This is a genomic window from Pseudonocardia sp., assembly GCF_025465255.1.
Classification (GTDB): domain Bacteria; phylum Actinomycetota; class Actinomycetes; order Mycobacteriales; family Pseudonocardiaceae; genus Pseudonocardia.
The window spans coordinates 22930-37153 of the sequence record NZ_JAODNI010000202.1 but is presented as its reverse complement, the minus strand read 5'-3'; the positions used below and the strand labels follow the sequence as shown (position 1 = coordinate 37153).

General features: G+C 71.7%; 11 protein-coding genes and 4 pseudogenes. 8 read left to right on the top strand and 7 right to left on the bottom strand.

Annotated elements, in window-relative coordinates; genetic code table 11:
- On the bottom strand, positions 1-559 hold a 559-nt coding region (locus tag JWP64_RS24240; RefSeq protein WP_297501441.1), incomplete at its 3' end, for an SDR family NAD(P)-dependent oxidoreductase.
- Positions 560-660: 101 nt separating this feature from the next.
- Here JWP64_RS24240 and JWP64_RS31680 point away from each other — a divergent pair.
- The 3 pseudogenes from JWP64_RS31680 to JWP64_RS31675 form a co-directional block, all read left to right on the top strand.
- Positions 661-816, top strand: a pseudogene (locus JWP64_RS31680) (transcriptional regulator); the annotation flags it as partial.
- A gap of 83 nt (positions 817-899) precedes the next feature.
- Positions 900-1427, top strand: a pseudogene (locus JWP64_RS24235) (hypothetical protein).
- Positions 1428-2073: 646 nt separating this feature from the next.
- Positions 2074-2253 (top strand): annotated as a pseudogene (locus JWP64_RS31675) (acyl-CoA dehydrogenase family protein); the annotation flags it as partial.
- Positions 2254-2552: 299 nt separating this feature from the next.
- On the opposite strand, the gene JWP64_RS24225 reads toward JWP64_RS31675, so the two are convergent.
- Entirely contained in the window at positions 2553-2822 is a 270-nt protein-coding gene (locus tag JWP64_RS24225; RefSeq protein WP_133804965.1) for a helix-turn-helix transcriptional regulator, read from the bottom strand.
- Between the two features lie 88 nt (positions 2823-2910).
- On the opposite strand from JWP64_RS24225, the gene map reads away from it, so the two are divergent.
- Complete coding sequence (map, locus tag JWP64_RS24220; RefSeq protein WP_297501436.1) at positions 2911-3735, top strand: type I methionyl aminopeptidase; 825 nt, start codon at positions 2911-2913, stop codon at positions 3733-3735.
- 285 nt (positions 3736-4020) lie between these two features.
- Here the strand turns inward: map and JWP64_RS24215 are convergent, their stop codons facing one another.
- Entirely contained in the window at positions 4021-4269 is a 249-nt protein-coding gene (locus tag JWP64_RS24215; protein WP_297501433.1) for a hypothetical protein, read from the bottom strand.
- Between the two features lie 409 nt (positions 4270-4678).
- Between JWP64_RS24215 and JWP64_RS24210 the strand changes: the two are divergent.
- Positions 4679-4840: pseudogene (locus JWP64_RS24210) on the top strand (monooxygenase); the annotation flags it as partial.
- Between the two features lie 64 nt (positions 4841-4904).
- Here the strand turns inward: JWP64_RS24210 and JWP64_RS24205 are convergent.
- On the bottom strand, positions 4905-6173 hold the full coding sequence (locus JWP64_RS24205; protein WP_297501430.1) for a TMEM165/GDT1 family protein: 1269 nt from the start codon (positions 6171-6173) through the stop codon (positions 4905-4907).
- 455 nt (positions 6174-6628) lie between these two features.
- On the opposite strand from JWP64_RS24205, the gene JWP64_RS24200 reads away from it, so the two are divergent.
- The gene (locus tag JWP64_RS24200) at positions 6629-7795 is read left to right on the top strand and encodes a thiolase family protein (RefSeq protein WP_297501427.1); all 1167 of its coding nucleotides are present in this window, start codon (positions 6629-6631) and stop codon (positions 7793-7795) included.
- Here the strand turns inward: JWP64_RS24200 and JWP64_RS24195 are convergent, their stop codons facing one another.
- On the bottom strand, positions 7796-8215 hold the full coding sequence (locus JWP64_RS24195; RefSeq protein ID WP_297501424.1) for a hypothetical protein: 420 nt from the start codon (positions 8213-8215) through the stop codon (positions 7796-7798).
- A 126-nt stretch (positions 8216-8341) separates the two neighbouring features.
- Here JWP64_RS24195 and JWP64_RS24190 point away from each other — a divergent pair, with 126 nt between their 5' ends.
- The gene (locus JWP64_RS24190; protein WP_297501422.1) at positions 8342-10084 is read left to right on the top strand and encodes a trypsin-like peptidase domain-containing protein; all 1743 of its coding nucleotides are present in this window, start codon (positions 8342-8344) and stop codon (positions 10082-10084) included.
- A 67-nt stretch (positions 10085-10151) separates the two neighbouring features.
- Here the strand turns inward: JWP64_RS24190 and JWP64_RS24185 are convergent, their stop codons facing one another.
- A complete protein-coding gene (locus tag JWP64_RS24185) occupies positions 10152-11333 on the bottom strand; it encodes a CoA transferase (RefSeq protein ID WP_297501449.1) in 1182 nt (393 codons plus the stop codon).
- A 119-nt stretch (positions 11334-11452) separates the two neighbouring features.
- Here JWP64_RS24185 and JWP64_RS24180 point away from each other — a divergent pair, with 119 nt between their 5' ends.
- A complete protein-coding gene (locus JWP64_RS24180; protein WP_297501408.1) occupies positions 11453-12229 on the top strand; it encodes a crotonase/enoyl-CoA hydratase family protein in 777 nt (258 codons plus the stop codon).
- 74 nt (positions 12230-12303) lie between these two features.
- Here the strand turns inward: JWP64_RS24180 and JWP64_RS24175 are convergent, their stop codons facing one another.
- Positions 12304-14193 (bottom strand): NAD(P)/FAD-dependent oxidoreductase, encoded by a 1890-nt coding sequence (locus JWP64_RS24175; RefSeq protein WP_297501404.1) that lies wholly within the window; start codon positions 14191-14193, stop codon positions 12304-12306.
- Positions 14194-14224: the final 31 nt, after the last annotated feature.

Sequence of the window (14224 nt, the reverse complement as noted above, 5' to 3'; positions counted from 1 at the left end):
TGTAGCCGGGGTCGACGGCGTTGATCCGGATCTGCGGGAAGTTCTTGGCGTACTGGCTGGTGAGCATGTTCAGCGCAGCCTTCGAGGACGGGTAGGCGAGCCCCTTCCACGCCGACCAGGGCAGCGTCGGATCGGTCGTCACCGCAAGGGAACCCAGACCGCTGCTCACGTTGACGATCGCGGGTGCCGGCGAGCGCAGCAGCAGCGGCAGGAAGGCGTGCGTCACGCGAACGACGCCGAGGACGTTGGTCGCGTAGACCCGCTGCACGTCCTCGGCGGTCGTGTCCTCCGCGGGCACGGCCCCGCCCGTGATGCCGGCGTTGTTGATGAGCACGTCGAGGGCCCCCTGCTGCTGCTCGACCGTGTCGGCTGCGGCGGTGACGGAGTCGTCGTCGAGGACGTCGAGGACGACGAACCGGCAGCCGAGCTCGCGCGCCGCGGCCGCGCCGCGCTCGGGATCCCGGGCGCCGAGGTAGACGTCGTGGCCTGCCTGGACCAGCCGGCGGGCAGTCTCGCGCCCCAGTCCCTTGTTCGCTCCGGTGATCAGTGTGGTGGTCATGTCGTCGACCCTGTGCCCGCTCGCGGGCGGCGGACAGGCCCGGACGGTGGTGGTACTGCTGGTACCACGACCGCGCCGCGACGACGGGCCAGACTGGACAGATGGATCACGACCTGTTGGGCGCGGCGCTGCGCGCATGGCGCGGCCGGGTGCGCCCCGAGGACGTGGGCGTGCCGTACCGCGGTGCGCGGCGGACGCCCGGGCTGCGCCGCGACGAGGTCGCGATGCTCGCCGGCGTCTCGGTGGAGTACGTGATCCGGCTGGAGCAGGGCCGCGCGAGGCATCCCTCCCGGCAGGTTCTCGACGCGCTCGCCCGGTCCCGCGTCACCTGCCGCCGTCGGTGCATCGCCTGCTTCGCCGCCTGGACGACGTCCCGGTCGCGGTGTACGACGCCGCCTGGACGCTGCTGTCGTGGAACCGCCCCTGGCCGGCGCTGTTCGGCGAGCCGCAACAACCGGGACGAGCCCGCAATCTGCTGTAGCAGCTGTACACCGCGCCGGCCCGGGACAGCCGGGTCGTCCGGACCGACGAGGAGCGGCAGGCGTTCGCCGCCGCGGCCGTGGCCGACCTGCGCGCTGCCTCCGGGCTCTATCCCGCAGATCCCGACATGCAGGCTCTGGTCGCGGACCTGCTGCGCGCCAGCAGCCGGTTCGCGGCGCTGTGGGAGTCCCACGCCGTGGAGCCCCAGGCGAGCTCGCGCAAGACCATCGCGCACCCCGAGGTCGGTCTGGTCACCCTGGACTGTGACGTGCTCACCGTGGCGGGCGCCGACCTGCGCATCGTCGTCTACACCGCCGAGCCGGGAACGGCCGAGGCGGACACCCTGGCACTGTTGCGGGTCGTCGGAACCCAAGCGTTCTCCTCCTGACCCGCCGCCGCCCTCTCGCGGGACCCGAGTCGCGTGCCGTGGGAACCGATGAGCCCGGCTGCCGGAGGGCACACGCCGGCGCGAGCATCTCGCCGCCGGTGGCCGTGGTCGCCGTAGCGGCTTCGCGGGCCGCTCAGCCCGGGATGGCCCGCGACAGGTGCGACCGGACTCACCGCCTTTCCCACCCAGAAGTCACGTTGCCCCGACGCATCGAAGGCCACCACTCGGCCTGGTCGACGCACACCACTTCACGGATAGCGTCACGGCCGTGATCGACGCTTCGCACGTTCATCGGCAACCCGGCTTCTCGCTCGCAGACGAACGCGATGCCGTGCTGGCCGTGGGCCGGTCACAGGCGATCGACGGTCAGGTGAGCCTGTCGTCAGCGACGATCCGTGCGGCGGACGACCTGCCACGACTCGTGCTGCCCTCGCCCAACGGATCAGCGATCAGTTTCCAGCTCGCACAGTCGGCGAACTCTGTAATCGGAGTCAGCCTTCGGAACCGGCGAGCAGCTGCCGACTGGCTCCTGCGCCGCCGCGAGTCGACCCCGGATCTCGCCGTAGCGATCATCGCCGCGGGGGAGCGGTGGCCAGATGGAAGCCTCCGACCAGCAGTCGAGGATCTGTGGGGCGCCGGGGCACTCGTCCGCGAGTCGATCGCTCGGCAGTGCCGGACGATCCTCGCGGCCAACGGTGTGACTCTCGAGTACCCGGTGCTGCGTCACGCCAACAACCCGGAGTCCGTCCTGACCTACGAGGGCACCTCCGAGGTGCACCAGCTGACGGTCGGCCAGGCGCTGACCGGGATCGGGGTCTTCCGGTGAGCGACGGTGCCCGGACCCGATGACGCGGTCGCGTCAGCGGGCTGACCGCGATGACCGGCGCCGCAGGCGATCAAGGCCGCCAGATCGAGAACGGGAGTAGGCCGGGATCGACGTGCTCGACCGCTACGTGCACGCCGGCCGTTCACACCGGGACCCGCCGCCGCATGGCGAGATGGTGCCCGGTCGGTCCCGCCGGGGCGGCAGCCAGCTCGTCCGGGCCCCGGACGCCCGTGAACCCAGACGCTGGATGAGGGATCGGCCGGTGTCCACCGGGACTCCGTGAACGGGTGAAACAGCGGTTACGAGACGGCTTCCAGTGGTAGGTCGTTGCCGCGCCAGGTGGCTGCCAACTCCTGAACCGGCATGTTGAGCGCCTCGCCGAGGCAGACAATCGTGCCGAATCCGGGGGAGGGCAGTCGTCCGGTCTCGATCTTGCGCAGGGTCTCTGGCGAGATGCCGGCCGCGTGCGCGACTTCCGCGAGCTCGCGTCCCGCCCGCGCGCGGCGCAGCAGGGCGCCGAGACGCCTGCCGGCTTCGACCTGCTCGGGCGTGAGCGGTTGACGGACCATGCCCTCAGGATATGACTGGTATTTCTATACCGACAAGCCCTAGAGTGTCGGTATAGAAATACCGACACTCTATGTACGTGAGGTACTCGTGATCGAACTCAAGACGCCTACGGAGATCCAACGCATGCTCGTGGCCGGGCGTTTCGTCGCCGAGGTGCTCTCCGAGGTGGGCCAGCTCGCCGACGTGGGCGTCAACCTTCTAGACCTGGAGCACCACGTGCGCGGCATGATCAAACGGCGCGGGGCGGAGTCGTGCTACTGGGACTACGCGCCGTCCTTCGGCAGGGGCCCGTTCCGCAACGTCATCTGCCTCTCGGTCAACGACGCCGTCCTGCACGGCTTGCCCCACGACTACACGCTGCACGACGGGGACGTGCTCAGCGCGGACCTCGTGGTCAGCATCGACGGCTGGGCGGCCGACTCGGCGCGCACGGTCGTCGTCGGGACCGCTGCCGAGGAGGACCTGCGGATCATCCGGGCCACCGAGGAAGCGCTGGAGGCGGCGATCGAGGTGGCGCGTCCGGGAAACCGCCTGGGTGACATCTCTGCCGCGATCTGGGCGGTGGCCCGCGACTACGGCTATCCGGTCAACAACGAATTCGGTGGCCACGGCATTGGCCGCACCATGCACGAAGAGCCCCACGTTTCGAACAAGGGCCGGGCAGGGCGCGGCCTTGCGCTCCGGCCGGGCCTGACCCTCGCGCTCGAACCTTGGTTCGCCCGTACGACCGACCGGATCGTCTACGACGCCGACGGCTGGACCATCCGGTCGGCGGACGGCTCGCGCACGGCCCACTCCGAGCACACGGTGGCCATCACCGAGGACGCCCCCTTGGTGCTCACCCGGCGTGAACCGGAGAACCCGGCAACGCGGGGTGATTCCGCCAGTCTGCTATCCACAAAGGACGCCTAGAGCGCCCTGTTCGGCCGATGCCGGCCCGATCGAACGGTGCTGGTGACAACTAGCGTGCCCAGGTGGCAACGGTTGTGCTCAGGCACATCGGCCCAGTACCTCCGTAATCCCGGCGCCTCAACATGTGTAGCGGGACTCGTTGCGTTGGGAGAGGACTGCGGCGTAGCCGGGTCGGGTGTTTCCCGCGTTCTGGGTCTAGCGGGTCGGCGGTGAAGGCTCGGGCTGCGACAGGCCCGGAGGGCCATTGCATGTCAGGACTACTGCCGGTGGGCACGCTCTTCGCCGTCATCGGCCCGAACCAGCAGCATCGTGGTCGTTCAGGTTGACCTGCATCAACGCGACGCTGAACTCGGGGAAGTCCTTCTGGCCGACGTGGTCGAATCCGTAGGTCCGGTAGATCTGGGTCAGCGGCGCGTTGTCGGCGGCACAGTCCAGACGGAAGTACGAGACGCCTTCGGTCACGCCGAGGGTTCGAGCGAAGTCCAGCATCCGCCTGGCTGCCGAGCTGCCACTGTCGAATCCCGCGAGCTGCAAGCCACCTCTCGCGGGCCTGACGCATCGCGAACAGGGCGTCGACGTCGTCGGTGTTCGCCTTCCGGATCAGGTCGAGCTCGTCGGAATCGGACTCAGCTGGGCTCATATGCTGTCCTCCCACGGCACCGCGCAGTCCATGAGGCTCACGGTGGCCGCAAGATCGCCGTCGGTGATCCCGACTCGATGAGCTGCTGGGAGCTGCGGCGCCAGTCAATCGGGCATGCTTTGAACGAGTTCGTCTCGCCTACGAGAGACTCTGTCGGGCGGGAGCGGGGCCACAGGGAAGGCAAACGAGATCATGGCAGCGGGTAATCGGTGGGGCCCTTGGCAGCTCAGCAACGACGGCGAGGCGCTGACCCTCGACCGGTCCGGACAGCAGCTGAAGGTCACGCCGGAGATCACCGCGGGGATCTTCGAGGGCCTGGGCGCCCGCTCCACCACCGCGGCTCTCGGCTTCGGCCGGTTCTGGCGCAACGTCCGCACCCTGCACGACCCGGTGGCCTACAAGCGCCGCGAGGTTGGGGCCTTCCTGCTGCGCGACGAGCTCCCGGAGCCGACCTGGTACTCCTGACCCGGGACGACGAGGAGGGCCACCTCACGGCCTGAGGTGGCCCTTCTCCGTGTCCGGTCGGGGCTCAGCCCACGCGCTGGCGGTCGGTGTCCGCCGGCATCCCCGGGGCGTGCTCCGGCTCGGGCGTGCGGACCCGAGGCAGGAAGCGCCCGGTGCGGGCCACGTAGTTCGCGTAGTCCTCCCCGAGCTCCCGGCTCAGGCCCGGCTCCCGCACCGCGCGCGCCTGGATCTGCACCGCGACGACGATCAGCACCGTCGCGAGCAGCGCGAGCGCGGTGGGCACCATCACCAGCAGGCCCGCCGTCGCGACGATCATCCCGGTGAACGCGGGGTAGCGGACCCGCGAGTAGAGGCCGCTCGTGGCGAGCGCGAGCGCCGCCCCGCCGCGCCTGCGCGCCGAGCCCATCTGCGCGAGCGAGGCCAGCAGCAACGCGAGACCGAGGAGCAGGACACCCGCCCCGACCACGACGTAGCTGGGCCGGCTGAACAGCTGGAACGGCTGGATGACGTCCGCCGCGACGAGCAGCGGCGCCGCCAGGCCGAGCAGCAGGGCGACCCCGAAGAGCACGCGGGACCACCAGGCCGGCGAGCCCACGCGAGCGGCGAGCGGCGAGCGCCGCGCACCGGCCCGCGCCCACCGGCGGCCGTACGCCCCGACCACGATCGTGACGACGCCGAGCGCCAGCGCGATCCAGCCGGCGAGGTGATGGTTGAGCGCCTCGGCCACGACGTCCCAGGCGGGACGGCCGCTGAGCTGCCCGATCGAGTCGACCAGCAGCGCGCCGCCGAACAGCACGAACAACACCGAGGCGCCGTAACGGATCGTCTTCTCCGGCAGCCGCTTGCCGAGCTGGCGGCCGACGACGATCGCGAGCGCGTCCGCGACGACCATGCCGAGCGTGGAGCCGAGCCAGACCCCGAACCAGCCGTGCTGGGTGGCCAGGGTGATCGTGGCGAGCATCGTCTTGTCGCCGAGCTCGGCCAGGAAGAACGCCACCGACACGGCGACGACGGCGGAGCGCGCCCTGCGCCCGGCCTTCGCCTCCTCTTCGTCGCTGAGCGAGTCACCGCGCAGCGTCCACGCGCCGAAGCCGAAGAAGGCGATGGCCGCGACGAGCGCGATCCAGCCGGTGGGCAGCGACGAGCCGAGGCCGAATCCGATGGCCACGGACACCAGGTGGACGACCGACGTGGCGATCGTGATGCCGATGAGTACCGGCCAGGTCTTGTAACGGGTCGCGAACGTCAGAGCCATGAGCTGCGACTTGTCGCCGAGTTCGGCGACGAAGATGACCCCGAAGCTCAGCGCGAACGCGAACAGGACGTCGTGCACGGTCCAACCCCTCGATCTCAGGGCCGGACCGGAGAGGAGATAGGGGCCTCGTCGATCCGACCATGTCGGATCGAAGGTCTCGCTCGCCTGGTGGTGGGCAGGCCGCGCGGCCGGGCGAGATGACTCGCCAGTATGTCGACCGCGACGTTGAGAGCTACTCCCCTTCGCTGCGCCGGACGGTACCGCATCGATCCAGGCCTGTCCCCGCTCGGCCCGATCGTGTGAGCTGCTTCATGCCGGTCCGGAGGGCCGGCCGGTGACACTCCGACCTCGCCCGGCTCGCGGACCTGCGGTTGCCGTCGGGCGTGGGCGGAGACCGCCGGGCGCGTCGGCTCGAGGCGGTACTGCCGAGCTGCCGCTGAGCCTGGCGTTCGGCCCGGGCACGACCTACGTTCAGGAGAGCCACCCTGTGCCGTACGTTCGTTAAGTTGGGCCCGAATCTCCGAGGAGTCCCCATGGCCGAGGCCGTCATCGTCGACGCGGTCCGCACCCCCATCGGCAAGCGGAAGGGTTCGCTGGCCGACGTGCACCCCGTCGACCTCTCCGCGTACGTGCTGCGCGCGCTGCAGGAGCGCACCGGCATCGACCCGAACGTGATCGACGACGTCGTGTGGGGCTGCGTGAACCAGGTCGGGGACCAGGCGGCGCAGATCGGCCGCTACGCCGTCCTCGCCGCGGGCTGGCCGGAGACCGTGCCCGGGGTGACGATCAACCGGGCCTGCGGGTCGAGCCAGTCGTCGTTCGACTTCGCGGCCGGGATGGTGATGTCCGGGCAGTACGACGTCGTCGTCGCCGGTGGCGTCGAGGCCATGACCCGGGTGCCGCTGGGCGCCGGCCGGGACCTCGGCCGCCCCTACGGCCCGCTGGTGCGCGAGCGCTACGCCGTGGACCTGACCGGCGGCGAGTTCCCCGGTGAGGACTTCAACCAGGGCATCGGCGCCGAGCGGATCGCCGCGAAGTGGGGGTTCACCCGCCGGCGGCTGGACGAGTACTCCTCGCGCAGCCATGAGCTGGCCGCCGCCGCGATCGACTCCGGCGCCTTCGACGGCCAGCTGGCCCCGATCCCCGGCCACCCCGACTTCACCGCGGACGAGGGACTGCGTCGCGGCACCACGCCGGACACGCTGGCGAAGCTCAAGCCGTCCTTCAACGAGCACGGCGTTATCCACGCGGGCAACGCCTCGCAGATCTCCGACGGCGCCTCGGCCACGCTGATCATGTCCGCGGAGAAGGCGAAGGACCTGGGGCTGACTCCGATCGCCCGGTACCACTGCGGCGCGGTCAGCGGCGCGGACCCGCTGATGATGCTGACGGGCCCGATCCCGGCCACCCGGAAGGTCCTGAAGAAGAGCGGTCTGTCGATCGCCGACATCGGCGCGTTCGAGGTCAACGAGGCCTTCGCCCCCGTCCCGCTGGCCTGGCAGGCCGAGCTGGGCGCGGACGACAAGGTGCTCAACCCCCTCGGCGGCGCGATCGCCGTCGGCCACCCGCTGGGCGCGTCCGGCACGATCCTGATGACCCGGCTGCTGCACCACATGCGGAACAGCGACATCCGCTACGGCCTGCAGACCATGTGCGAGGGCGGCGGCACCGCGAACGCCACCATCGTCGAACTCCTCTGATCAGGCGGGGAGGCAGGCCTCGTCGTCCGCGATCGGGCCGGCCTTCTCCCCCGTGCCGTAGCGGTCCAGGACCTCGGTGACCCGGGCGGACCAGCGCTCGTGGGCGGACTGCCGGCTCACACCCGCGGCCTTCCCGATCAGCTCCCAGGTCGCGCCCCCGCGGCGCAGGGCGATCAGGTTCCCGATCGGGTCCAGGCCCGCCGCGAGATCCATCCGCAGCTGCACGAGCTGCCACGCTCGCTCGCGCAGCGCCGGCAGCTCCGTGCCCTCCTCCGCCTCCCACTCGGGGCTGCCGGGCCGCAGCGGCGGGCCGACCAACCGGTCCGCCTGCCGTCCGGCCTCCAGGGTCGCGGCGTCCCGGGCCGCGGCCGCGGCCGCCGTCACGTCCACGGTGAGTGCGTGGTTCACCCAGTCGTCCATGCCCGTCAGGATGTTCCTGACAATGATCTCTTGTCAAGGCGTTCCTGACGTCCACCCGCCGCTACTGAGCGCTGATTCCCAGGACGTGCACAGGAACGTCTCAGACTCGGGGCTCACACTTGTCCCATGACCGACGAGCAGCGGGGGCAGGCCCGGCCCGATGGGGACGTTGCGGACGCCATCAGGGCACGGGACACCCGTACCCAGCAGAACGACCCCGTCAGCGGGACGACCGGCCCGGACGCCACGTCGCCCGCGCAGCCCGTGGGCGAGAAGGCCGAGAGCGCGGTCGACGGCATCCACGGCGCGGACCACCCCACCGCGGTGCACGCCGTGCCGGCGGCGGGCTCCTACAGCCCGTACACGACCCAGCCGCACACCTCCGGCCAGTACAGCGCGCAGCAGTACGGGGCGCAGCAGTACGGGGCGCAGCAGTACGCGGCGCAGGCCCGCTACGGCGCCTACGGGTACGGCGGGCAGCAGGGCCACGGCGCGCCCTACGGCGCCCCGGCCTACGGCCCCTACGCGGGCGCCCAGCAGGGCCCGGCCGCGCCGGACACCGGGAGCCCGGGCGGCGCGAGCGGCCCCGGCGGACCGACGGACCCGCCCGGCGGCCACACCACCGTCCTCGACGGCGACCGGCCGCGCAGGTCCCGGCCGATGGTCGGCATCGTCGCGGCCGCCCTGATCGCCGGCCTCGTCGGCGGCGGCGCCGGGTTCGGGGGCGCGTACGCGCTGCTGGACGGCGGCTCCAGCAGCAGCACCACCACGCTGACCGGCACCCCGGCGTCCGGGACGAGCGCCTCCGCCGCCCCGAACGGCACGGTCGCCGCGGCCGCGGCGACGGCGATGCCCAGCACCGTGGACATCCGGGTGACCACCGGCCAGGGCACCGCCGAGGGCTCCGGCGTCGTCCTGACCTCGGACGGGGACGTGCTCACCAACAACCACGTCGTCGCGGGCTCGACCGGGCCGATCAGCGTGACGCTGGCGGACGGCTCGACGCACACCGCGACGGTCGTCGGCACCTCGCCGAGCTACGATCTCGCCGTCCTCAAGCTCAACGGAGTCTCCGGGCTCACCGCGGCCACGCTCGGCCGGACCTCCGACGTCCAGGTCGGCCAGCAGGTCGTCGCGATCGGATCCCCGCAGGGCCTGACCGGCACCGTGACCACCGGCATCGTCAGCGCGCTGAACCGCACCGTCGCCGTCCAGGGCGAGGACGGCACCGGCGTCGTCTACAACGGTCTGCAGACGGACACCGCGATCAACCAGGGCAACTCCGGCGGCCCGCTGGTGAACCTGGACGGGCAGGTCGTCGGCATCAACTCCGCGATCGCCACCTCCGGCAGAGGCAGCACGGGCAGCATCGGCCTCGGCTTCGCCGTCCCGGTGGACCAGGCCCGCCGCGTCGCGCAGGAGATCATGGACACCGGCAAGGCGACCAAGCCGGTGCTAGGGGTCCAGGGCAACGCGTCCACCAGTTCGTCGCCTTCCGGGACGGGGGGCGCCACCATCGCCGCCGTCACCGCCGGCGGCCCGGCGGCGGCCGCCGGTTTGAAGCAGGGCGACGTCGTCACGAAGGTCGGGGACGCCTCCGTCGGGGACTTCTCGGACCTCGTCGCCCGGATCGGCGCCTACTCCCCCGGCGACAAGGTCACCCTGACCGTCGGCACCGGCGGGTCCGCGCGCACCGTCGACGTCACCCTCGGCAGCACGCAGGACACCGGCGCGACGACGAGCAGCGGCGGCTCCACCTCCCAGCAGCAGGACCCGTTCGGCGGGCTGAACCCGTTCGGCAACAACGGTTCCGGCGGCTCGGGCTCCGGTGGTTCGGGCTCCGGCGGTTCGGGCTCCGGCGGCAACTGAGCACCCGCTCGTCCACGATCACCGGCCGGGCGGAGACACCCCCTCACTCCGCCCGGCCGGCCCACGTTCACCCCTTCAGCCACGCCCTGACGGCCTCGGTGTCCGCACCGAGCGCCGGCGGGGTCCGGCGGTAGTCCGGCGGGGTGAGCGAGTAGTCCACCGGGTTGCGGACCACGCCGACCCCGCCGCCCGGATGCACGACCGGGTTCAGGCCGAGGCTCTCCGCCAGCGCGATCCCCTGGTCCACGGTGTTGATCGGCCCGCACGGCACGCCGACGCCCGTCAGGATGTCGAACCACTCCTGTGCACTGCGCGTCGCGAGGCGTTCCAGCAGCAGCGGGCGTAGCCCCTCCCGGTTCCGGGTCCGGTCCGCCATGGAGACGAAGCGTGGGTCGTCGGGCAGCTCGGGGACGCCCAGGGCGATGCAGAGCCTGCGGAACTGGCCGTCGTTCCCGGCGATGACGATGAGCTCGCCGTCGCCGGTCGGCAGTGGCTCGTAGGGGAACAGGCTCAGGTGCGCGTTGCCCATCCGGCTCGGCACGACACCGCCCGCGAGGTACGCCGAGGTCTGGTTGACCAGGCACGACAGCGCGGACGAAAGCAGGTTCGTCTCGACGTGCTGACCCTCGCCCGTCGCGGTCCGGTGCTGCAGCGCGGCCATGATCGCCACCGCGGCGTGCAGCCCCGTCATCACGTCGAAGACGGCGACGCCGGACCGGTACGGGGTTCCTCCCGGTTCGCCCGTGAGGCTCATCAGCCCGGACGTCGCCTGGACGAGCAGGTCGTACCCGGGCAGGTGCGCGCCGCCCGCGGTGCCGAACCCGCTGATCGAGCAGTAGACGACGGAGGCGTTGCGCTCGCGGACGGCGTCGTAGTCCAACTCGAACCGGCGCAGCCCGCCGGGCTTGAAGTTCTCGATCATGACGTCGGCGCGGGCGCTGAGCCGGTGCGCGTCGGCGAGGTCCTCGGGGTCGCCCAGGTCCAGCACGATCGAGTGCTTGTTCCGGTTGATCGACAGGTAGTAGGTGGACATCGGGCCGTCCGGGCCGTCGTACACCGGCGGCATCCAGGTGCGGGTGTCGTCGCCGCCGGCGTTCTCGACCTTGACGACCGTGGCGCCGAGGTCCGCCAGCATCATCGTGGCGTAGGGGCCGGCGAGCACCCGGGAGAAGTCCGCGACGACGAGGCCGGCGAGCGGCCCGGAGGGTGCCTCCTCCTCGAGGCCGAGGGGCTCTCCGGGGCCGGGGATGTGGTCGGGTGTCTGGGATGGGGGCACCTCGTGATGATAGATATGGGGCGAACACGTTGATGCGCCTGCATTGAGCAGGCACATCCGGCATCGATCGGTGATCCAGCACGGAGGCGGGCATGGCCGAATCAGGGGACGACGTCGTACTCACCGAGCGCGAGGGGGCGGTCCTGGTGATCACCCTCAACCGCCCGCAGGTACGGAACGCGGTGAACGGCGAGCTGGGACGCGCGGTGGCCGCCGCGCTCGACGAGCTCGACGGGGACCCGACGCTCTCCGTCGGGATCCTCACCGGCGCGGGCGGCACGTTCTGCGCGGGGATGGACCTCAAGGCGTTCCTCGCCGGGGACACGCCGTCGATCGAGGGGCGCGGCCTGGCGGGGATCACCCTGACCCCGCCGAAGACGCCGATCATCGCCGCGGTGGAGGGCTACGCGCTGGCCGGCGGCTGCGAGATCGCCCTGGCCTGCGACATGATCGTCGCCGCACGGGATGCGAAGTTCGGGCTGCCGGAGACGAAGCGTTCGCTCGTCGCCGGGGCGGGCGGGCTCTTCCGGCTGCCGGAGCGGATCCCCCGCGGCATCGCGCTGGAGTACGCACTGACGGGCGAGCACTTCGGCGCCGAGCCCGCGCACGCCTGGGGCCTGGTGAACCGGCTGACCGAGCCGGGCGAGGCGCTGGCGGGGGCGCTGGAGCTGGCCCGGCAGATCGGGGCCAACGGCCCGCTGGCCGTCCGGGCCACGAAGGAGATCGTGGTCGGGGCGCCGGACTGGCCGGTGGAGGAGCGCTGGTCCCGACAGGAGGCGATCATGCGCCCGGTCTTCACCTCCTCCGACGCCCGGGAGGGCGCCACCGCGTTCGCCGAGAAGCGGGCGCCGGTGTGGAAGGGCGAGTGAGGCGCTGACGCGCTCGTGCGCGGAAGCCGTCGCCGGCGACGATCTCCAGGGCGCGCGGTGTGATGGCAGGGAACCTATTGGTCGGTGCGCCGGAAGTCCGCCGTGTCCGGTCTGCGCGTCATGTGCCAGTAGTCCACCAGCCGCCACGGCGTCGTCGTGACGACCCGGCCCGCGGCGTTGCGGTAGTAGGTCGTCATGCCGGGGTGGGTCCAGATCATCTGCTCGTGGGCGGCGTCGAGGCGCGCGTTGTAGGCGTCGCAGACGTCCTGCCGCACCTCCAGGGGCTCCTTGTGCGCGGCGAGCTCCCGGAGGAGCCCGACGACGTACCCGGTCTGCGCCTCGGTGTGGAAGAACGTGCTGCCGCCGTGGCCGAGGTTCGTGTTCGGCCCGTAGACCAGGAAGAAGTTGGGGAAGTCCGGGACGGCGACACCCAGGTGGGCACGGGCGTCGTCGGTCCCCCACTGCTCGCGCAGCGGCACACCGGACCGGCCGCGGACGTCCATCGGGAACAGCATCCGGCGCGACGAGAAGCCCGTGGCGAGCACCAGGACGTCGACGTCGTGGCGGCCACCGTCCTGCGTCACGACGGTCGGGCCCTCGACGGCCGCGACCCCGGACGGGACGAGCTCGACGTCGTCCCGGCGGATCGTGGTGAACCAGTCGTTGTCGATCAGGATCCGCTTGCCGTAGGGCGGGTAGTCCGGCAGGACCGCGTCCCGGAGGTGCTCGGCCCCCTCGAGCTGCGCGTCGACGTGGGCGGTGAAGAACCGCCGGTGCTTGTCGTTGAGGGCGTTGATCGAGCGTTCCGGATGCGGCCAGTCCGGGTCCCTGCGCAGCGTCGGGTGCAGCTTGTCCTGCAGCATCCACATCAGCCGCAGCCGGTACCAGGTCCGGTAGCCGGGGAGGTGCTCCATGAGCCGGCGCACCCGGTCGTCGATGAGCCGGAGGTAGTTGCCGTTCGGGGTGATCCACTGCGGCGAGCGCTGGAAGACCGTCACCGAGGCCGCCTCACCGGCGATCTCGGGCACCACCTGCATCGACGATGCCCCGGTCCCCACCACGCCGACCCGTCTGCCATGCAGGTCGACGTCGTGGCGCCAGCGGGCCGTGTGGAAGACCGGGCCGGGGAACGCGTCCAGGCCGGGGATCGCGGGCGTCACGGGCTGGTTGAACTGCCCCACGCAGCTGACGACGACGTCGACGGTCCGCTGCTCCTCCCCGTCCGGGCCGTGGAGCACCACATCCCAGCTCGTGCCGTTCCACGCCGCGGACACCACCGACGTCCCGAACGTGATCGCGTCCCGCACCGGGGCGGCGAACTCCCGCAGGTAGGCGATGATCTCCGGCTGTTTCGGGTAGTAGCGGCTCCACGACGGCCGCGGCCCGAAGGAGAACGAGTAGAGGTGGCTCGGGGTGTCGACCCCCGCTCCCGGATAGGTGTTCTCCAGCCAGGTCCCGCCGACGTCGGCGTTGCGTTCGACGATCGAGAAGTCCAGCCCCAGCCGCCGCAGCGCGTGGCCCATGCAGATCCCGGACGCGCCCGCGCCGATGACCAGGACCCGCGGACCGTCGGGTCCGATCACCGGGCCGCACAGCCAGGCCGGTTCGCGGAAGCCGCCGTCCTCGGCCATCGGCTCGGCGTACTCGGGCGGGATCTCCTCGCCGAGGGAGGCGCTCAGCATCGCCACGATCCTCGTGTCGTCCGGGGGTGGCGGGGCCTCGTGCGCTCCCCGGAGCACCGCGAACGCCGCCTCCCGCAGCGCGTGCCGGCGCTCCGGGTCGAGGCCCGCGGTGTCGTTGTCGTCGAGGGCGCGGGTGCGGCTCGGGCGGAACCGGCCGGTGAGCCAGCCGTCGTCCCCCGTGACGTGGGCCAGCACCAGCAGCAGCGTCGGGAGGTTGGCGCCGTCGAGGGCGTCCCGGAGATCGGGCTCGGCCAGGGGCGCCCGTGCGGCCACATCACTCACCGCCGGACGGTAGGCAGATCCACCGGATCAC

Coding starts and splice junctions, on each gene's coding strand:
- JWP64_RS24225 (WP_133804965.1), bottom strand. CDS start 2,822: ATGGTCCGTCAACCGCTCACGCCCGAGCAGGTCGAAGCCGGCAGGCGT.
- JWP64_RS24200 (WP_297501427.1), top strand. CDS start 6,629: ATGGCCGAGGCCGTCATCGTCGACGCGGTCCGCACCCCCATCGGCAAG.
- JWP64_RS24195 (WP_297501424.1), bottom strand. CDS start 8,215: ATGGACGACTGGGTGAACCACGCACTCACCGTGGACGTGACGGCGGCC.
- JWP64_RS24190 (WP_297501422.1), top strand. CDS start 8,342: ATGACCGACGAGCAGCGGGGGCAGGCCCGGCCCGATGGGGACGTTGCG.
- JWP64_RS24180 (WP_297501408.1), top strand. CDS start 11,453: ATGGCCGAATCAGGGGACGACGTCGTACTCACCGAGCGCGAGGGGGCG.